We start from the raw sequence: 18,309 nt of genomic DNA on the forward strand, positions 1-18,309 counted from the left end.
TTGCATTGTTGAACAGCGGGCAGGGCTCGGCCGTTCTGATAGGCCTAGCGCTTGGGGGAGGGCTATCTGGCGATGAAGCGAACCCTATGATCGTCCCCAACCGGGAGAAACTCCGTGGCAGGAGGTGACTGATAGACGTCATGTGTGCCGATTTCTTCGGGATAGTAGGAAAAGCCCGATAGGGGCGGCGGCTGCATGTCCTTGCGGGTCATGTCTTCCTGGCGGATGATCATGAACGGATCCGGAATGGCGGCGAGCAGGCGGCGCGTATAGGGATGGACCGGATTGGCAAAAATGCTTTGCCACGGGCCTTCCTCAACGATCTGGCCGAAATACATCACGGCGATCCGGTCACTCATATGTTCAACAACACTCAGGTCATGACTGATCATGATGTATGACAGGTCCAGCTGTGCTTTAAGCTCCAGAAGCAGATTGATAATCTGCGCCCTGATTGACACATCGAGCGCGGAAACCGGCTCATCGAGAACAATGATTTTGGGGTTGAGAATCAACGCGCGCGCAATCCCGATACGCTGGCGTTGACCGCCGGAAAATTCGTGCGGAAAGCGCTTCGCCTGCTCCGGTTTCAACCCGACCATTTTCAGGGTTGCCGCAATACGGTCTTCGACTTCACCTTGGTTGCATAGTCCATGCAACCTCAGGGGGACAGCAAGGGCACTGTAAATTGTCTGGCGCGGATTGAGCGATGCATAGGGGTCCTGAAACACCATTTGCGCCATGCGTGCACGTTGCATACGTCCCGGCTGCTCAGCGCCGGTGATCGGCTTTCCATCGAAGGAAATGCTGCCCTGCGTGGGCTTCTGCAAGCCCAGTATCGTCAATGCCAGGGTAGATTTGCCGCAGCCCGATTCACCGACAATCGACAGGCATTCGTTCTTGTGAAGACTGAGGCTGAGATTGTTGATCGCCCGCACAGCTTGATGTGAACGACGGAACAATCCAGCCGAAACCGGGAAGCACACGCTCAAATTTTCAATTCGCAAAAGGGTCTGGTCAACCATGATGGTAGCACCTCACAAAGCTACCGTCCCCCAGAATGGATGGACCCGGTACCGTATCGCGGCAGATTGGCGTGGCGCGTGTACAGCGTGGCTCAAAACGGCAGCCGGTGGGGAAAGCGGCAATCGATGGCACAATTCCCTCGATTTCCTGCAAAGGTTTGCGCTCATCCAGCGTGCGCTGACCCAAGACCGGCAATGACGCAAGCAGGCCATGGGTGTAAGGATGAGCCGGATGGCGGAAGAGATCGGCGACCGCCCTTTCTTCAACGAGATGACCCGCATACATGATGCCAACACGCCGGCACATCTTGGCAATCACGCCCAGATCGTGACTGATCATCAGGACGGATGTGCCGCGTTGATCGCAGAGTTCCTGCATCAATTTGAGAATTTCCGCCTGAACGGTGACGTCGAGCGCCGTCGTGGGCTCGTCGGCAATCAACAGGTCGGGATGGCAGGCCAATGCAATTGCAATCATCACGCGCTGGCGCATGCCGCCTGACATCTGGTGCGGATAATTTTTGACGCGCTTGTCCGGAGCCGGCACTTGAACCTGCGCCAGTGCGGCGATCGCCTTGCGCTCTGCCTCGTGCCAGGTCGATCCCTGGTGCAAGACGAACATTTCAGCGATCTGGCGTCCGACCGTTGCCAGCGGATTGAGGGCCGTCATAGGCTCTTGAAAAATCATGGAGATTCGATTGCCGCGCAGCCTACGCAGCTCGCTGCCGTTCATCTTCAGCAGGTTCTGGCCCTTGAACAGGATTTCGCCCTGTCCAACCGAAAGCGGCCGGTTGAGGAGACCTATCAACGACAAGGCGGTTATGCTCTTGCCGCATCCGCTTTCACCGACCAGACCGAACGTTTCGCCGGCGCCGATCGAAAAAGAAACATTTTCAACGACATTCAGCCGTTCTTGTCCTGAACGCATATCAATATGCAGGTTTTTGATCTCAAGCAAAGGGGGAGCGCTCATGCCTTGCGTGTCCTCATATGCGGATCGAGGTAATCGCGCAGCCCATCTCCAAACAGGTTGAGGCCGAGCACGGTCAGAAATATCGCGATTCCGGGGAATATGGCTGCCCACGGTGCAACGGCGATCAGTTCTCGCGCGTCTGTCAACATGCTGCCCCAACTGGGGAAGGGTGGTCTGATGCCGAGTCCCAGATAGGAAAGTGCTGCTTCAGCAAGAATGGCATCACCCATGCCGAGTGTCCCGATCACGAGAATGGGGCCGATCATGTTGGGCAGGATCTGTGTGAACATGATGCGGATATCGCCATAGCCAAGCGTCTTGGCGGCTTGCACATAGCCTTGGCTCTTCAAGGATAGCGCGGATGAGCGTGCAATCCGGCAGGTCCAGGACCAGTTGGTCAGTCCCAGTGCGATCAGCAAACTGCCGAGGCCAGGACCGAGAATCGCCATGATCGCCAGGGCGAAAATCAGTGACGGGATCGACAGCATCACGTTGGTGAGCCCGCTGACGAATTCATCCCATCTGCCGCCGAAATAGCCGGCCGAGATACCAAACAACAGGCCTATACAGCTGTTTATCAGCTGCGAAACGATACCGACCGTCAGGGATATGCGGGATCCGTAAAGAACCCTGCTGAACACATCCCGGCCCTGGGAGTCGGTTCCGAACCAGAAATCGGCACTGGGAGGCAGTTCCGCGTTCATCAAATTGGCATCAAGGATCGGATCGTGATGAACGAACAACGGCGCAAACACGCCCAGCGTCAGGATGATCAGGCAAATGGCGCCGCCAAAGAGGAGATTGAACCGCAGTCGCATATTCGTCACCCGTGGCTGATACGCGGGTCAATGACCGCATAGAGAACATCGACAACCGTATTGATGATCAAGAACCACAATACGATCATGAGGATGGCACCCTGCACCACCGGTATGTCCCGCATGGAAACGCTGTCAACGAGAAGGGAGCCGAGGCCCGGCCATGAGAAAAGTTTCTCGATCACCACGGCCTGTCCCATCAAGGAGCCGAATTGCAGTCCGACCGTGGTGATGATCAAGACCAGCGCGTTGCGCATCAGGTGCCATGTGACCAGACGGTAGGCATTCATGCCTTTCGAGCGGGCGGTGCGAATGAAGTCCGCACTCATCACGTCGAGAACCGCTGCCCGTGTCGTCCGGGCAAGCAGTGCCAGGGGCGCAACGCTGAGTGTAACGGCGGGCAGGATCAGATTGCGTATTCCGCCATCGCCATAGCCGAAACTCGGCAACCAGCCCAATGTGAGCGCGAAGACGTACATGGCCAGCAGCCCCAGCCAGAATTGGGGCAGCGACAGGCCCGAGACGGCCGCGATCATCGTGGTTGTATCCAGCAGGCTGCCGGGCTTGAGCGCCGCGACGAAGCCAAGCGGCACACCAATGAGTATGGCGATCACCATGGCAGCGATGGCCAGTTTCATGGTTGGCCATGCCCGCTCCAGCAGCATGTGGGTGACGGGTTGGCGCGTGCGGAAAGACTGCCCGAGATCGAGTTGCGCGAGATTGATGATGTAGCTACCGAACCGTTGGTAGACGGGTTTGTCCAGCCCGAATTCCTTGTTCATCTGTTCGACGACTTTCGGATCATTACGGCCCTTGCCATCAGCGATCAGGCTCGATGTGAAGCTGCCCGGTATCACGCTGAAAATCACAAAGATCAACAATGAAACCGCCAGAATCGTCGGTATCATCTGCAGAACTCGCCGAATGATGAATCGAAGCAACGGATCCAGTTCCTTTCGTTCGAATGGCTGTCGCGTATCCCTTGTCCGGTGCGATGCCCTCAATACACCTCTCACCGCTTGAGGCTGGAAGATAGGGGTATGTGCACGGCGTCTTGTGCGAGAAATGAAAGGGTGGCCCGCCATCGCTGCATTGATGGCGGGCAGAGCAGTGTCGCTTCAGCGGCCGGACGGGACGCCTTCGTCTACCCAGAGTTGTTCATAGGACTGAATGGCAAGCTCCGCCGAATTTGGCTGCAAACCATGCAGCCATGGCTGATAGGCCATGACCGCCTTGTTGTAGTTGAAGAACCAAACCGGAGCCTCGTCCTGCAGCAGATTATTCGCCTGTCGCAAAAGATCATTCTTCTGCTCTTCAGTCGGTGCACTCAGCGCCGCCTCGTACAATTTGTCGAAGTCCTTGTTATTGAACTTGTAATAATTGCAGGCAGACTGCGAGGTCTTTGAATAGAAGCACTGCATCGCCGTCATTGGATCGGGGCCGCTTTCCAGGGACCACATGAAGGACTGGAAATCACCGGCTGGTACCACCTCCGACAGAACAGCCGCTTCAACCGGCTTGGCTTTGACCTTGATACCCACTTTGTCGAGCATCGGAATAATCGCTTCGACAATGGTCAATCCCCAGCTCTCGTTCTGGGTAGCGGTCAGTTCAAACTCAAATCCATCGGGATAGCCGGCCTCCTTCAACAGCGCCTTGGCTTTCTCGGGATCATAAGGATAGGGTTTGGCCGCTTTATCGAAGGCGGGCGAAGAGAGCGGCAACCAGCTCACGGCACGATAGGCCTTGTCCTTGCCGAGGCGCTTGATGATCAGATCCGAATCGATCGCATAGTTGATGGCCTGGCGAACCCGCTTATCCTGAAACGGCTTGAAATCCGTATTGAAGCCGACGAGACGGGTATAGACCTCGGCCACTTCCAGGATATTCTTCGACAGCTCCGGATCATTCTTATAGGCGACATATTGCGCCGGCCCAAGCACGGAGACATCGACCTCCTTGTTGCGGAAAGCAACATCACGCGCTGAGGCTTCACCCATGATCATGATGTTGATCTTATCGGCATGGGGCTTGTCAGCTCCGTAGAACTTGTCCCATTTTTCAACGGTCAGACGTGACCCTGGGACATATTCTGCGAATTTATAAGGTCCAAGACCGATCGGATGGCTCTTGAAACTGTCCTTGTCGGCTTCACCCGACGGATAGATCACCGTGCTCGGCTGCATGAGCTGGAATGCCGGATTGACGGGTTCGTTGAAGGTGATCTCCAGCGTGAAATCATCGATCTTCTTCAAGCCGGCAATATCCTTTGCCTTGCCGTCGGAATAGTCGCTTGCGCCCTTGATTGCACTGATATAGCGCGCGCCCGTATAGGCCTTGCCGGGGGTCATGATACGCTTGTAGCTGTCGATGATGTCATCGGCAGTCATCTTCTTGTCGTTGTGGAAGTATGCGTCCTGACGCAGCTTGTACGTGTAAGTCAGGCGATCAGGTGAAGCGCTGACCTCGGTTGCCAGATCGAGTACCGGCTTGTTGGCGTTGCCATCCCAGGCATAAAGCCGCCTATGAATGGCCTTGGTGACAAACTCGTCCTGCGTTGCCGGGCTTGCCTGATTGTCAAGCGTGCCAAAGCTTGAACCATAGGGAGCAACGAAATTAATCGTGCCGCCTTTGCGTGGTTCTTCCGCGGATGCCGACATCGCCACACCGGCAAGCAGCATGGCGGCAAGAGTTGATTGAAGCGCGAACCGTTTGTACATTCAGTGTTTCCCCCTGTTATGATTATGCACGGTATTGGCAGGCTTTAATCTCGTGTGAAGACGACTTTCCCGCCTCTCAAGGTCATGTTGCACTGGGTTTCATGCAGGATTTCCTCCGGTGTCGCAGTCAACAGATTGCGTGAGAAAACCGCGATATCGGCAACCTGTCCGGGCACCAGGCGACCCTTGACGTGTTCCTGCTTCTGAGAGAAAGCCCCATACTCGGTATAGACGCGTAGCGCCTCTTCGATGGAAACGGATTGGGCGGCATCCATCACCGTCCCTTTCCAGGTTTTGCGCGTCAGCATCGTGTAGAGATTTGGAAACGGATTGGGATGACAGACAGGGCTGTCGCTGCCCGTGGCAGGCTTGAAACCGAGATCGGCCCACGTCTTCAACGGATAGCTGGAGCGGCTGCGTTCATCGCCCAGAACCGAAATATAGGCATCACCGAAATCATAGATGAAGACCTGCTGGGGGCAGGGATAGATACCGGCATTCTGCATGCGATCATGCTGTGCAGGCGTTGAAAACCCGCAATGCTCGATCCGGTGGCGGCGGTTTGGATCAGGTGTTGCAGCGAGGGCCTTTTCGTAAGCCGTAATCAGCTGTTCTATGGCCTGATCGCCGATGGCATGGCAGGCCAGCTGATAGCCTTTGTTGTGGGTATCCGTGACAAGGTCCTGCAGCTCGGCATCCGGCAGCATCTGAATGCCGGTATTGTTATCGTCCCCGAGATAGGGTCTGGACATCCAGGCCGTGCGCCCGCCCGCCGAACCGTCGAGGAAAATCTTGACGGCGCCAATCGTCAGCATGTCATCGCCGACCCCCGAGACAAGCCCTGCGCGATAACAGTCTGGCACAATCGATTTGCCCGGATCACCCAGCAGCACCAGCCAGCTGCGGACCGGAAGCCGGTCATCGCGCCGGGCAATCTGATAGGCACGAATTTCATTAAAACCGGCGAGGTGACCCACCGCAGCATCCATGACCGACGTGATGCCATAAGAGAGCAGCATTTCGCCGGCTGTTTCGATCGCTTCGATCAATTGGTTTTCATCGGGATCCGGAATGGCGGCGCGCAGAACGTCCTGGGCATTTTCAGCGACCATGCCGGTCAGAACGCCATTTTTCTGTTCGATCAGGCCTCCCGACGGAGCGGCATAGGCTTCATCGACGCCCGCCTTGGCGAAAGCTACGGAATTGAAGATTGAAACATGACCGCAGGCCCGTGTCAGCATGACCGGATGATCGGGTGCGGCCTGATCCAGCTCTGCTTTCAAGGGATGGCGGCCCGTGTCCAGTTTGGTCTGGTCATAACCACGCGCCAGAATCCATTCGCCCTTTGGAAGACTCGCGGCTTTGGCGCGGATTGCCTCAAGAAGAGCGTCGAGTGTTGGAAGATTAGCCGGCGTCGCATCTATCCATTGGAGCGTCAGACCGGTAGAAATCAAATGCAGGTGTGCATCGTTGAAGCCCGGCGTCGCGAATGCTCCGTCGAGATCGATAAGCTTCGTATGCGCGCCCTGCAGTTTGAGTATCTCAGCAGATGAGCCTGTTGCAAGAATCTTGCCTTGCCATATGGCCAGCGCCTCAACGACGCCGTCTTCGTATCCGCACCAGATGTTACCATTGTGCAAAATGCTGTCTGCAGCGACCAGTATTGGTGGAGTCATGAAGCACGTTCCCGTCATGCTTGTGTTTTTTTAAAGACTTCCATCATCTCAAGTGGATTGCAAGCTACGGAAACCACATTATTTTTCATCGAATTGATATGCTGGCTGTTGATTTGCAAACAGATCGACGACGTGGGTGTCGATCTGCCGAAATGCCTTTTCGCCATGCAACAAAGTAAGAGATGATTGTTGTGAGTGGAGTGATTGGTTTCCCGTGTTAGATGAGCATAACGTGTTGTGGGGTAATACTGCAGTTGTGCTTCCCCAATTCAATTGTAGAGGTGTCGTATGAAAGATCTGCGTGGTCACGTCCTGATTTTGACCGGGCCTCCGGGTTCTGGAAAGAGCACGGCCGCGGCATCCCTGGTTGCGTCGTCAGGCATTCCGGCTGTGCATCTGCACTCAGATGACTTCTGGCACTATATAAAGAGCGGCTTCATCGAACCTTATCTGCCAACGGCACATAGGCAGAATACAACAGTTGTGGATGTCCTGGCCGGTGCAGCCGAAAGATATGCCAAGGGAAATTATTTTGTGGTGGTGGATGGTATTATAGGACCATGGTTTCTTGATCCATTCCGTTCGCTCTCAATACCGCTCCACTACATCGTTCTGCGGCCGGTCCTGAGCGACGCCATCGAAAGATGCCAACAGCGGGGCGGCGATACACTCACGGATCCCGGCCCTATCAGCGCATTGCACCAGCAGTTTTCGGCGCTGAACGGACTGGAGCAACATGTCATTGAAACAGCAGGGCAGAGCCGTGCCGATACGTTGGAAGCCGTCCACGCTGCCTTGGTCAAGGGCAACTTCCGTTTACAAGGGGCCGATCAATAGTTCCGGTCGGGTCACATGGATGCGGCCCCAATGCCTCCTTTGTCTATTCGGTCACCGCTATTACTGAAACACAATCTCCTGGATTGACCAGGCCAGGGAAATGACGGGCAGCAAGGATGCCCGAATGTCCGGCTTTGATCTCCGCTGGTGCTGTACCAGTGCGCCCCATGGGGTAAATGCGGGCGATAACCTGACCCGCAGCGACCGGATCGCCCAGATCGGCCATCGTTTCGATCAGGCCGGCATCTTCGGCAAACGAGAAACAGTCCGCCGAGGGCATGTCGATCCAGCGTGTTTCATGCAGATCGACGTCCCCGCTCAAAATACCCGTATGCCGCAGAAAATTGCGAACCCCGCGTTTGGCGATACGGATCGTTTCCGCTCGGGCAGTGCCGCCTCCGCCAAGCTCGGTAGTAACGAAGGTCTTGCCCAGTTCTTCCACTGTCGTGTCGTACATGCCGACAGCATCGATTTCCAGCATCCGCATCGACCAGGGCGCCGAAAACGCGCGGACGGCGTCAAACCCGCGCGCTTCCTGAGCCTTGTCAGGCAGAACATGGGCAGCGGCGAACGGCAGGAAATCAAGTGTCTTGCCGCCCGAATGGAAATCCAGAACCACATCGGCACGCGGCAACAGTTCGCGGGTGAAATAGTCGGCGATTTTCTGCGTCACCGTCCCATCGGGGCGGCCGGGGAAACTGCGGTTCATGTTGCCCTTGTCGACGGGGGATGTGCGCGTCCCGGCGCGAAAGGCCGGATAGTTCATCGCCGGGACGATGATCACCGTGCCGTTGACATCCTTCGGATCAAGCGTGCGTGCCAGATCGGAGAGGGCAATGGGTCCTTCATACTCATCGCCGTGGTTCCCGCCGGTCAAAAGCGCTGTCGGGCCATTGCCGTTGCGGATGACCGCAACGGGGATCATGACCGAACCCCACGCGGACTCGTCCCGGCTGTAGGGCAGGCGCAGGAAGCCGTGCTGTACGCCATCCCTGTCGAAATCGACGGTCGGCGTGATCGGGGATGGCGGAAGAGGATTGGCTGATGTCATGGCTGTCAATTCTTCACAAAAAGCTGCCGGGGCACGTTGGCGAGGCATTCGACGCCGGTGCCGGTGATCAGGATGCTTTCCGTGATCTCTAGTCCCATAGTTTCAAGCCAGAGACCGGTCATGAAATGGAATGTCATGCCGGGCTCGAGCACGGTCTTGTCTCCGGGGCGCAGGCTCATGGTCCGCTCGCCCCAATCCGGCGGGTAGGAGATTCCGATGGGGTAACCGGTGCGGTTGTCTTTGACGATGCCGTATTTCTTCAGCACGCCGAAAAAGGCATTGGCGATGTCTTCACAGGTATTGCCGGGTCTGGCTGCGGCAAGCCCCGCCTCCATTCCCTCAAGCGTCGCCTTTTCTGCATCGAGAAATGCCTGGGTTGGTTTGCCGAGGAAAACCGTACGGGATAAGGGCACGTGGTACCGGTTGAAGCATCCGGCGATTTCGAAGAAGGTGCCTTCGCCGCTTTTCATGGGCTGGTCGTCCCAGGTCAGATGGGGCGCGGACGCATCGGCACCGGATGGAAGCAGCGGTACGATGGCCGGATAGTCGCCGCCGAATGCATCGGTGCCGCGAATACCGGCGTCATAAATCTCTGCGACCAGATCGCATTTGCGCATGCCAACCTCGACCTTGTCGACAATACGCTGGTGCATGCGTTCGACGATGCGTGCGGCGTTGCGCATATAGTCGAGCTCAGTCGGGCTCTTGATGGCGCGCTGCCAGTTGACGAGCGCAGTTGCGTCGATGAAGCGGGCATTGGGCAAATGCTTTTGCAAGGAAGCGAAGGCTGCTGCGGAGAACCAATAATTGTCCATTTCGACACCGATGGTTTTTCTGCCCCATCCGCGCTCTTCCAGAAGTTTTGACAGAAAATCCATCGGATGACGCTCGGTGGATTGAACGTAGTGATCGGGATAGCCAACAATATTGTCGTGCCCGAGATAGGCGGTGCGCTTGGCGCCGTTGGCATCCTGTCCCCGGCCGTACCAGATGGGCTCGCCTTCGGGCGGAACGATCACCGCCTGATGCACGTAGAATGACCAGCCGTCATAGCCCGTCAGCCAGGCCATATTGGAGGGGTCGCTGCAGATGAGCAGGTCGATGCCCTTTTTCTCCATTGCCTTGCGGGTTTTTGCCAGCCGCTGCGCAAACTCGTCACGGCTGAACTTCAGGTTGGGCTCGCTCATTCTGGTTTCCTCACTTTCGGGTATCAACTTTCAAACGCCGTGCCTGCACCGGCTCTTTGAGCGCGGTCACGGGCAAGCGTGGCAATGGCTGTGTCCTGGACGCCGGTTCCGGTCAGGTCGGCCACGGTGATGGCATGGTCCGATTGCCGGCCGGTGCTGGAGCCTGCAATGATGGCGCCGAGTTCCGGAAAGGCCTGGTTCTCGGAAATGAGGCCTGCGGCAATGGCATGATGCAGTTCGCCGAGCCGCCGCGTCTGTTTCAGGCTGTCGGCCACATAAAGATCGGCAAACCGGATAATGGCCGGATCAATTTCGTTTTTGTGTTCGGCGTCGGATCCCATTGCAGTCACGTGCTGGCCGGGTTCCAGCCATTCCGCCCGAAGCAATGGCTTCTCGGATGGCGTTGTCGTGACGATGATATGGCTCCCTGCGACGGCCTTTGACGGATCGCTTTCGGCCGATACCGGAATGCCAAGCTCGGTCTGCACCTGTGCTGCCATTGCTGCGGCTTTTTGCCGGTCGCGTGCCCACAGGCGCGCTTCCCCAATGGGGCGAACGAGTGTCAGTGCCTTGAGCTGCAGTTGTGCCTGAACACCTGCACCAAAGATCGTCGCTATGCTTGCATCTTCGCGGGCGAGATATTTCGCTGCCACAGCTCCGGCAGCAGCCGTGCGGACATCCGTCAGATAGCCGTTGTCGAGCAGCAGGGCTTCGACCAGTCCCGTCTTGCTGGAGAACAGCACCATCATGCCGTTAACGCTGGGAAGGCCGATCCCGGGATTGTTGAAAAAGCCGGGACTGATCTTGATCGCAAAGGCGTCGATACCAGGCACATAGGCGGTTTTAACGTCCACCTCGCCGCGATGTTCCGGGATGTCGAGCCGCAGGATCGGCGGCATGGCAACGGCCTTTGTTGCAAGGGCTTCAAAGGCAGCTTCGACGCATGCAACCGCATCCAGATCAAGGGAAACGATGCGGCGCAGATCGGCTTCGGTGAGAATGGTCATGCGCGGCATGGCACGGTCTCTCCTGGGTGATATCCGGCAACGATGCGGCGGTGCTGCTCCATGTCGATGTTGCGACCGGACAGCAGGGCAACCACGGGTCCCTGCAACCTGATCTTGCCCGCCAGAAGGGCACCGATGCCAACTGCGGCAGCGCCTTCGATGATTTCCCGCTCGTGTGCATAGGCGTGTGCGATGCCCGCAGCGATTTCTTCTTCGGAGAGCAGCACAATCTCATCGACGAGCTCGCGCACCATGCCGAAGGTCACACGATTGTTGAGGCCGATGCCGCCGCCGAGTGAATCCGCCAGGCTTTGCTGCTCCACAACGCTCACGGGATGACCGGCCGTCAGGCTGGCGGCCATTGCCGCGCCGTTCTGCATGGAAATGCCGATGATCCTGGTCCTTGGCTTCAAGCCTTTGATTGCTGCGGCAATTCCGGCTATCAGTCCGCCGCCGGAAAGCGGGACGAGAACGGTTTCAACGTCCGGTACGTCCTCGATGATCTCAAGTCCGATCGTTCCCTGGCCGGCGACGATGGCCGCGCTGTCAAATGGCGGAATCATGGCAAGACCATCCTGTGCAACGATCTTGTCGACTTCCTCCTGGGCATCATCCTGCGATGCGCCGACAATGCGGATTTCTGCACCGAGCTTGCGGATCTCATCGACCTTGTTACCAGGCACGAGATTTGACATGCAGATGATGGAACGCATTGCTTGCAGACCGGCGGCATAGGCGAGAGCGCGGCCGTGATTGCCGGTCGACGCGGTGACGACGCCGCGCCGCCTTTCGTCTGGGGACAATCGGTTCAACGCGTTGAGGACACCGCGCAGCTTGAATGCCCCGGTGATCTGCCTATGTTCCAATTTGAGATGGACCACCAGCCCCATCCGTTCGCTCAGGCTTACCGATGGAACCGTCGGTGTGCGCAGGATGTGAGGGGCAATCACCGGTCGTGCTGCCTCGATCTCGGTCAGGGTGACGAACGTTCCAGCCATGCTGATTTACCAGGCAGCCATGGGACGGGTCATTAACTGCCCCATTTCCGGTCGCGGCTGGTTTTCACCGCACAGGCGCAATGTTGCCCATGCGGTGGCGAGATTGCTCGTAACGACAGGCTTGCCGGTTGCCGCTTCAATCTGCGGTACGGCAATGGCGGCGCGCAATGCAGTGCAGGATATGAACAGAGCGTCGCAATCGGGCGCCATTGCTTCGGTTGCTGCAGCCACAAGCGATGCTTGTGTCACCCGTGCCATTTCCCGGTCGTCTTCAAGGCCGAAACAGGTGAAGCGTGCGATATCAAAACCTTTGGTCTGGAAGTAAGCCAGCATCGGCATACTGGTCTCGACGGTATAGGGCGTCAGCACACTGATACGCCGGGCGCCGAAGGCATTGAGGCCCCGAACGGCGGCGAGCGGCGGTGTGATGACCGGTACGCCCGGTTTGGCGGTTTTGATCGCGGCCTCAACCGCATCGTCGCCGATAACCACTGATGCGGAAGTGCAGGAATAGCAGATCGCATCGAGATTTTCGTCGGGCAGGATCAAGCCGGCACCAACCGTTAGTCCGGGCTGCATGCGGCGCAGGTTTTCCGGCGTTGTCGGATTGGCATAGGGAATGCGCGCCGTGTAGAGCCCGATTTTCGGGCTGGCGACCATGCGTTGAAAGTCCGGTTCGGTCGTATGGTCCGTTGCGAGGATCACCAAGCCAACGCGCTTGGCGATGGGCCGGTCATCGAAGCCAAGCGGCGTCATCGTCTGGGTGACTTTGATCGGAATGCCCATTTTATCTCTCCTCGATCCGCCCGTAGCGGCGCTCGAGCCAGCGAAGGGCAATGACCGACACAAGGCTGATCACCAGGAAGAATGCCCCCACCAGCGTGATCGGCTCAATGTAACGGTAGTTGTAGTTGGCTATGCTGCGCGCCTGGTTCATCAGCTCGAGCACGGTGATGGCGGAGAGCAGCGGTGTTTCCTTGAACATGGCGATGAAATAGTTGGCCAGCGCCGGGATCATTGGCGGCAAGGCTTGCGGAAGAATAATCCGGGTCCAGGTCTGGAATGCGGACAAATTACAGGCACGGGCGGCTTCCCATTGGCCACGCGCCACATTGTCGATGCCGCCGCGATAGACCTCTGCCGTATAGGTGCCGTAGTGCAGGCCAAGGCCGATTACACCGGCCACCAGTGGCGAGAGGGTAATCCCCGCATCGGGCAGGACATAGAAGATGAAATAGAGCTGCACGAGCAATGGCGTGCCGCGAATGAAGTCGGCAAGAAAACCAACGGGTTTCGAGACAAAGACATTTTTCGAGCGGCGCAGGATGGCCAGACCGAGGCCGATGAGAGCCGCAAGGACCGATCCCAGAAGGGTCGCCAGAATGGTAATCTTCACGCCCTCGACGAGGGTCGGAAGAATTTCAACGACAAAGGCCCAATCCCATTCCATCCTACGACCTCACACCGTCAAGGCCGCGTGTCAGATAGCGCTCCAGGCCACGGATCGAGGCGGAGATGACCGACGACATAAGGAAATAGAGAACGAGAATGGTCAGGAACGGGATCAATGTGCTGCCTGTCTGGGCGCGCACGACCTGTGCCTGGAATGTCATGTCCGAAAGCGAGATCAGCGACACCACGGCCGAGGCTTTCAACAGCTCGATCGCATTGTTGCCAAAGGTTGGCAGCATCAGCACGAAAGCCTGTGGCAGGATGATATGGCGCAAGCTTTGCCAGCGATTGAAGTTCAGTGCGATGCAGGCCTCATATTGTTCGCGGCCGATAGACTTGATCGCACCGCGCACGACCTCGGCGCCATAGGCGCCCACATTGAGGCCGAGCGCGAGAACACCCGCCTGCAAGGGTGTCAGCGAAAAGCCAAGCAGCGGCAAGACGAAATACGCCCAGAAGAGCTGAACGAAAATGGATGTGCCGCGAAAGAATTCGATGTACGCCGTGGCCAATGCGCGCGCCGGCCAGAAGCGCGATATCCGGCCGAGACCGGCGATAAAGGCCATGATCAGCGCAAGCAGTGACCCCATCAGGGTCAGCTTGATGGTGACCAGCGCCCCTTCCAGAATCAGCTGTAAGTATCCGGCCCACTGGCCCATTGGTCATGCTCTCGTTCGTGACGGAAATTGCGGGTGGTTACTCCGGCACCAGTGCCGGAGTAACGGAGACGGAATGGCCGTCAGCCGGCGCAGAGCTTGTCGCGCGTGGTTGACATGGCGGCCTTGGCGGAGAAGCCGTAGGGTTCGACAATTTTGGCAAATTCGCCCGATGTCTTCATCTCGGCGAGGACTTTGTCGAACTCGTCGCGCAGGGCAGTCTGGTCTTTGCGGAAGGCAGCGCCATCGCAATAGACCGGCGCGTTGACGACCGGGGCAAAGACTTCGACGTTCGGATCATTGGCCTTCTTGACCAGATCGTTGATCGAAAGAACCGGCAGGGAATAGACATCGATGCGCCCGTCCTGCAGCATCTTGATGCCACTCTGGCCATCTGGGACGACGATCACGCGGTCACGCGGCACACCGGCTTCCAGCGCTAGCCGCTCTTCCGTGCCGCCGCCGGGCGCACCTATGGTTGCTTTCGCATCAACGGCGATATCCTTGTAGCTCTTGAATCCCTTTGGGTTGCCCTTCTTGACCAGAAAAGCCTCGGCATCGCACAGGATCGGTTCGGAATAGGCAACGGCCTTGCAGCGCTCCGGTTTCATGAACAGCCCCGCCGTCACCACGTCATGACGTCCTGCTTGGAGGCCCGGGATCATGGCGCCGTATTCCGAAATGGAGGCGACCACATCGGCAACGCCGAGCTTCTTGAACACGGCCCTGGCGACATCAGGACCCGCGCCGGACACGGTGCCGTCCGGCTTGACCGCAGTGAAGGGTGGTTCATTGGCGATGGCAATACGCGCAAAGCCCTGTGCTTTCAGCTTGTCGAGTGCTTCGTCAGCCTTTGCAGGCAGGGAGAGCGCCAGGGCGGAGAGTGCGATCGCTCCGATTGACGCAGTTATGGCATTAAAGTTCAACATGTTCCCAACTCCTCAGTTTTCTTGTGTTTTTAGGTGTGCATGTACCGCGCCGGTCAAACCCTGTGACCGGCGGCGATGATCTTTTTCAGGAATGCCTGCGTGCGTTCCTGCTTGGGATGGCGGAATATCTCGTCAGGCTTGCCGTCCTCGACGATCCTGCCCCTGTCAAAGAACAGGACCCGATCGGCAAATTCGTGGGCAAAACCCATCTCGTGGGTGACGAGCAGCATGGTCATGTCCGTTTCCTCGGACAGGCGCCACAGGACGTTTAGCACTTCCTCGACCAGCTCAGGATCGAGTGCCGATGTCACTTCATCAAACAGCATGATCTTGGGCTGCAGCGCCAAGGCGCGGGCGATGGCGACACGCTGTTTCTGCCCGCCGGACAGCTGCGAAGGCATGGATTTGGCCTTGCTGGCAAGCCCGACCATCTCAAGCAATTGCATGGCCTGCTCTTCGGCTTGTTTGCGCGGCGCATTTTTCGTCAGCATTGGTGCCAGCGTCACGTTATCGAGAACACATTTGTGCGGAAACAGGTTGAACAGCTGGAACACCATGCCAATCTTTGCACGCATCTTGTGCAGATGGTTTTCGTCAGCCGGTTGCAGACTGCCATTCTTCTGCATCCGGTAGAGATTTTCACCCGCAACGCGAATATCGCCGCTATCAATGCCCTCCAGAGTCATGAGAATACGCAGGATCGTGGTCTTGCCGGAGCCGGACGGGCCTATGAGTGCGAGCTTCTCACCGGGCGCGACGTTGAACGACAGCTGATCCAGAACCTTGAACGCGCCAAAACTCTTGCTGATACCGTCAATCTCGATGATCGGCGGTTGGCCCGTCATTCCTGCTTCTGCTTCGTTGATTGGCGGCATGCGTCTCTCCCTCTGGTTGAGACCGGCTATGCCTAAACGATGAGAGACTTATCAAATCATGTCAATTATAAAAATTAAATCATGACAATATAAGTTTCATTGCCATGAAATTGGGCGCTTCGGCTAAATGGCGAGCAGCAGATGTTCGGGATCACCCTGCAGTAGATTCCCGACGACAGCGAGACCGCGCAGCAATTCCACCTCGGTCGTTGAGCCTAGGGATATGCGCACGGCAGGGGTCCAGTCCTCCTGGGAAATGCGGAATGATGCGCCAGGCGCAATGGCGACATTCTGCAGGCGTGCCTGAGCCACGAATGTCTCTTCCGTCCGCCCGTCGGTCAGCGGCAGCCAGATGTGCAGGCTTTGCGGATGCGAGCGGAAGGGGATGCCCGATAGCACCTGCGATGCGATCTCGTGCCTGCGCCGCAAAGCATCGCGCTGCCATTCCACCAGTTGCATGGCCGTGCCGTCCTCGACCCAATGCGTGGCAATCTCAGCGACCATCGGCGTTGCCATCCAGTTGGAAACGAGGTGCCGGTTGGCAACGGCAGCGACGTAACGATCAGGCGCTGCGAGATAGCCGATACGCAAACCCGGTACGACCGTCTTGGTGAAACTGGTGAAATAGAGCGTCCGCTCGGGAGCCAGCGCGGCAATCGGCGGCGGGCGGTCCTGAACCAGGGGCCCAAGTATGTCGCTTTCAACGATGGCAATATCGCGCTTGCGGGCTACTTCCACAATCTGTGCGCGGCGGACGGATCCCATCACCGTCGCGCATGGATTGATTGCTGCCGGCTGCACAAACAAGGCGCGAATGCTGGATTCCCTGCACGCCGCATCCAATGCTTCGGGGATAATGCCCTGATCATCGATGGCGATCCCCTTCAGCGTCAATCCGAGATAGGAAGCGAGCGGCACCAGGGTATGGTGGCCGGTGGCCTCGGTCGCAATCGTCGAACCGACAGGCGCAACACTCATGATTGCAACCGTCATCGCAGCGGTCGCGCCGTTGGTGATGCTGACATTCGATGCAGGAACATCAAGTCCGCACTCCCGCAGCCATTTGACAGCGGTGGTGCGGTGGCGCGGAAAAACCACGTTCGGACGGAACGACAGAGCCGAACTTGCGGGCAGGGTTTCGGACAGCCAGCCAAGCGCCTTCTTCAAACGCTCATGATGCATTTTCTCGCAGACGGGCTTGAGAATCGACAGGTCGATCACTTCACCGAGCCGTTCGGGCAGATAGGGTTGATCGATTTCGCGCCGCTGCGCCTTGACGAAACTACCGCGCCCGGTTTCGCCCGAAAGCATCCCGCGGCGAATGAGTTCCTCATAGGCGCGGCTGACCGTCTGCACGGACAGGTGCAGATCCTCCGCCATCTTTCGATGGGTCGGCAGGCGGGCGCCTGCTTCCAGCGTGCCGTCACCGATGGCGCGCGCAATCTGGTCAGCCAAGGAGAGATAGGCAGGGCGGGTGAGTGAACTGATATCGGGTCGCCATAATGTCATGATTTCAGATTGATTGAAATCAGGTCAATTGACAATCAGAAAAACACAAGGCCATGATCAATCCACTCTTTGATCGGAAACAGTAATGGGTGCCCCAAGGCTTGACGCAATCGATATCCGTATTCTTGACGCCATCCAGAGGGATGGCCGGATCACCAAACTTGCCCTTGCCGAGCGGGCGGGCATCTCGCCGACGCCATGCTGGACCAGGCTTCGCCGGCTGGAAAAGGCAGGTATCATCACAGGTTATCACGCGCGCCTTGCCCTCAAACTGGTTGCGCCGGTTGCCAGTATTCTGGTGGAAGTCACCCTTGCATCGCACAGGCAGACGGATTTCGAACGGTTTGAGCGGGCGATCAAGCTTTTGCCTGAGGTCACCTCGTGCTGGTCGGTTGGCGGCGGTGTCGATTACATTCTGAAAATTGTCGCCCGGGACATCGATGCCTATCAGCGGCTGATCGATGATCTGTTGCAGCGCGAACTCGGTATCGACCGGTATTTTTCCTACATCATCACCAAGACGGTCAAAGAGGAAACGGCTTTGCCTGTGCATGACCTGATCCAGCCGGAAGGCTGACACTGCGGTCCATCTCTCC

Annotated in this window: 18 protein-coding genes; 2 read left to right on the plus strand and 16 right to left on the minus strand. The window is 57.5% G+C overall.

Annotation, left to right across the window (positions count from 1 at the left end):
• Positions 1-62: 62 nt before the first annotated feature.
• From C5750_RS15155 to C5750_RS15180, 6 genes are all read right to left on the minus strand, one after another.
• The gene (locus C5750_RS15155) at positions 63-1,025 is read right to left on the minus strand and encodes an ABC transporter ATP-binding protein (RefSeq protein ID WP_105734749.1); all 963 of its coding nucleotides are present in this window, start codon (positions 1,023-1,025) and stop codon (positions 63-65) included.
• The gene (locus tag C5750_RS15160) at positions 1,018-1,998 is read right to left on the minus strand and encodes an ABC transporter ATP-binding protein (protein WP_105734750.1); all 981 of its coding nucleotides are present in this window, start codon (positions 1,996-1,998) and stop codon (positions 1,018-1,020) included. The genes C5750_RS15155 and C5750_RS15160 overlap by 8 nt, the downstream gene beginning before the upstream one ends.
• Entirely contained in the window at positions 1,995-2,816 is an 822-nt protein-coding gene (locus C5750_RS15165) for an ABC transporter permease (protein WP_105734751.1), read from the minus strand. Before C5750_RS15165 ends, C5750_RS15160 begins: the two co-directional genes overlap by 4 nt.
• A gap of 5 nt (positions 2,817-2,821) precedes the next feature.
• On the minus strand, positions 2,822-3,757 hold the full coding sequence (locus C5750_RS15170; RefSeq protein ID WP_105734752.1) for an ABC transporter permease: 936 nt from the start codon (positions 3,755-3,757) through the stop codon (positions 2,822-2,824).
• Positions 3,758-3,934: 177 nt separating this feature from the next.
• Positions 3,935-5,536 carry an ABC transporter substrate-binding protein gene (locus tag C5750_RS15175; protein WP_105734753.1) on the minus strand — a complete coding sequence of 534 codons (1,602 nt, stop codon included), beginning with the start codon at positions 5,534-5,536 and terminating at the stop codon, positions 3,935-3,937.
• Positions 5,537-5,580: 44 nt separating this feature from the next.
• Positions 5,581-7,212, minus strand: a complete 1,632-nt coding sequence (locus tag C5750_RS15180) for an amidohydrolase (RefSeq protein WP_105734754.1) — start codon at positions 7,210-7,212, stop codon at positions 5,581-5,583.
• Positions 7,213-7,500: 288 nt separating this feature from the next.
• Between C5750_RS15180 and C5750_RS15185 the strand changes: the two genes are divergently transcribed.
• Positions 7,501-8,049: an AAA family ATPase gene (locus C5750_RS15185; RefSeq protein WP_105734755.1), complete on the plus strand. Its 549-nt coding sequence runs from the start codon at positions 7,501-7,503 to the stop codon at positions 8,047-8,049.
• A gap of 43 nt (positions 8,050-8,092) precedes the next feature.
• Here the strand turns inward: C5750_RS15185 and doeB are convergent, their stop codons facing one another.
• The 10 genes from doeB to ehuR form a co-directional block, all read right to left on the minus strand.
• Entirely contained in the window at positions 8,093-9,100 is a 1,008-nt protein-coding gene (gene doeB, locus C5750_RS15190; protein WP_105734756.1) for a N(2)-acetyl-L-2,4-diaminobutanoate deacetylase DoeB, read from the minus strand.
• 5 nt (positions 9,101-9,105) lie between these two features.
• Positions 9,106-10,287: an ectoine hydrolase DoeA gene (gene doeA, locus C5750_RS15195; RefSeq protein WP_105734757.1), complete on the minus strand. Its 1,182-nt coding sequence runs from the start codon at positions 10,285-10,287 to the stop codon at positions 9,106-9,108.
• A 23-nt stretch (positions 10,288-10,310) separates the two neighbouring features.
• Positions 10,311-11,303 (minus strand): ectoine utilization protein EutC, encoded by a 993-nt coding sequence (eutC, locus tag C5750_RS15200; protein ID WP_105734758.1) that lies wholly within the window; start codon positions 11,301-11,303, stop codon positions 10,311-10,313.
• Positions 11,291-12,292, minus strand: a complete 1,002-nt coding sequence (eutB, locus tag C5750_RS15205) for a hydroxyectoine utilization dehydratase EutB (protein WP_105734759.1) — start codon at positions 12,290-12,292, stop codon at positions 11,291-11,293. Before eutB ends, eutC begins: the two co-directional genes overlap by 13 nt.
• Positions 12,293-12,298: 6 nt before the next feature.
• Complete coding sequence (gene eutA / locus C5750_RS15210) at positions 12,299-13,078, minus strand: ectoine utilization protein EutA (protein WP_105734760.1); 780 nt, start codon at positions 13,076-13,078, stop codon at positions 12,299-12,301.
• Between the two features lies 1 nt (position 13,079).
• Positions 13,080-13,742, minus strand: coding sequence for an ectoine/hydroxyectoine ABC transporter permease subunit EhuD (gene ehuD, locus C5750_RS15215; protein ID WP_105734761.1), 663 nt, complete (start codon positions 13,740-13,742; stop codon positions 13,080-13,082).
• Position 13,743: 1 nt separating this feature from the next.
• Entirely contained in the window at positions 13,744-14,403 is a 660-nt protein-coding gene (ehuC, locus tag C5750_RS15220; protein WP_105734762.1) for an ectoine/hydroxyectoine ABC transporter permease subunit EhuC, read from the minus strand.
• Between the two features lie 80 nt (positions 14,404-14,483).
• The gene (gene ehuB / locus C5750_RS15225) at positions 14,484-15,329 is read right to left on the minus strand and encodes an ectoine/hydroxyectoine ABC transporter substrate-binding protein EhuB (protein ID WP_105734763.1); all 846 of its coding nucleotides are present in this window, start codon (positions 15,327-15,329) and stop codon (positions 14,484-14,486) included.
• A gap of 53 nt (positions 15,330-15,382) precedes the next feature.
• Complete coding sequence (gene ehuA, locus C5750_RS15230; RefSeq protein WP_105735022.1) at positions 15,383-16,174, minus strand: ectoine/hydroxyectoine ABC transporter ATP-binding protein EhuA; 792 nt, start codon at positions 16,172-16,174, stop codon at positions 15,383-15,385.
• Positions 16,175-16,327: 153 nt separating this feature from the next.
• Complete coding sequence (gene ehuR / locus C5750_RS15235; RefSeq protein WP_105734764.1) at positions 16,328-17,713, minus strand: MocR-like ectoine utilization transcription factor EhuR; 1,386 nt, start codon at positions 17,711-17,713, stop codon at positions 16,328-16,330.
• An 85-nt stretch (positions 17,714-17,798) separates the two neighbouring features.
• Between ehuR and C5750_RS15240 the strand changes: the two genes are divergently transcribed.
• On the plus strand, positions 17,799-18,290 hold the full coding sequence (locus C5750_RS15240) for an Lrp/AsnC family transcriptional regulator (RefSeq protein WP_105734765.1): 492 nt from the start codon (positions 17,799-17,801) through the stop codon (positions 18,288-18,290).
• Positions 18,291-18,309: the final 19 nt, after the last annotated feature.

Source organism: Phyllobacterium myrsinacearum (genome assembly GCF_002980555.1).
GTDB classification, from domain to species: domain Bacteria; phylum Pseudomonadota; class Alphaproteobacteria; order Rhizobiales; family Rhizobiaceae; genus Phyllobacterium; species Phyllobacterium myrsinacearum.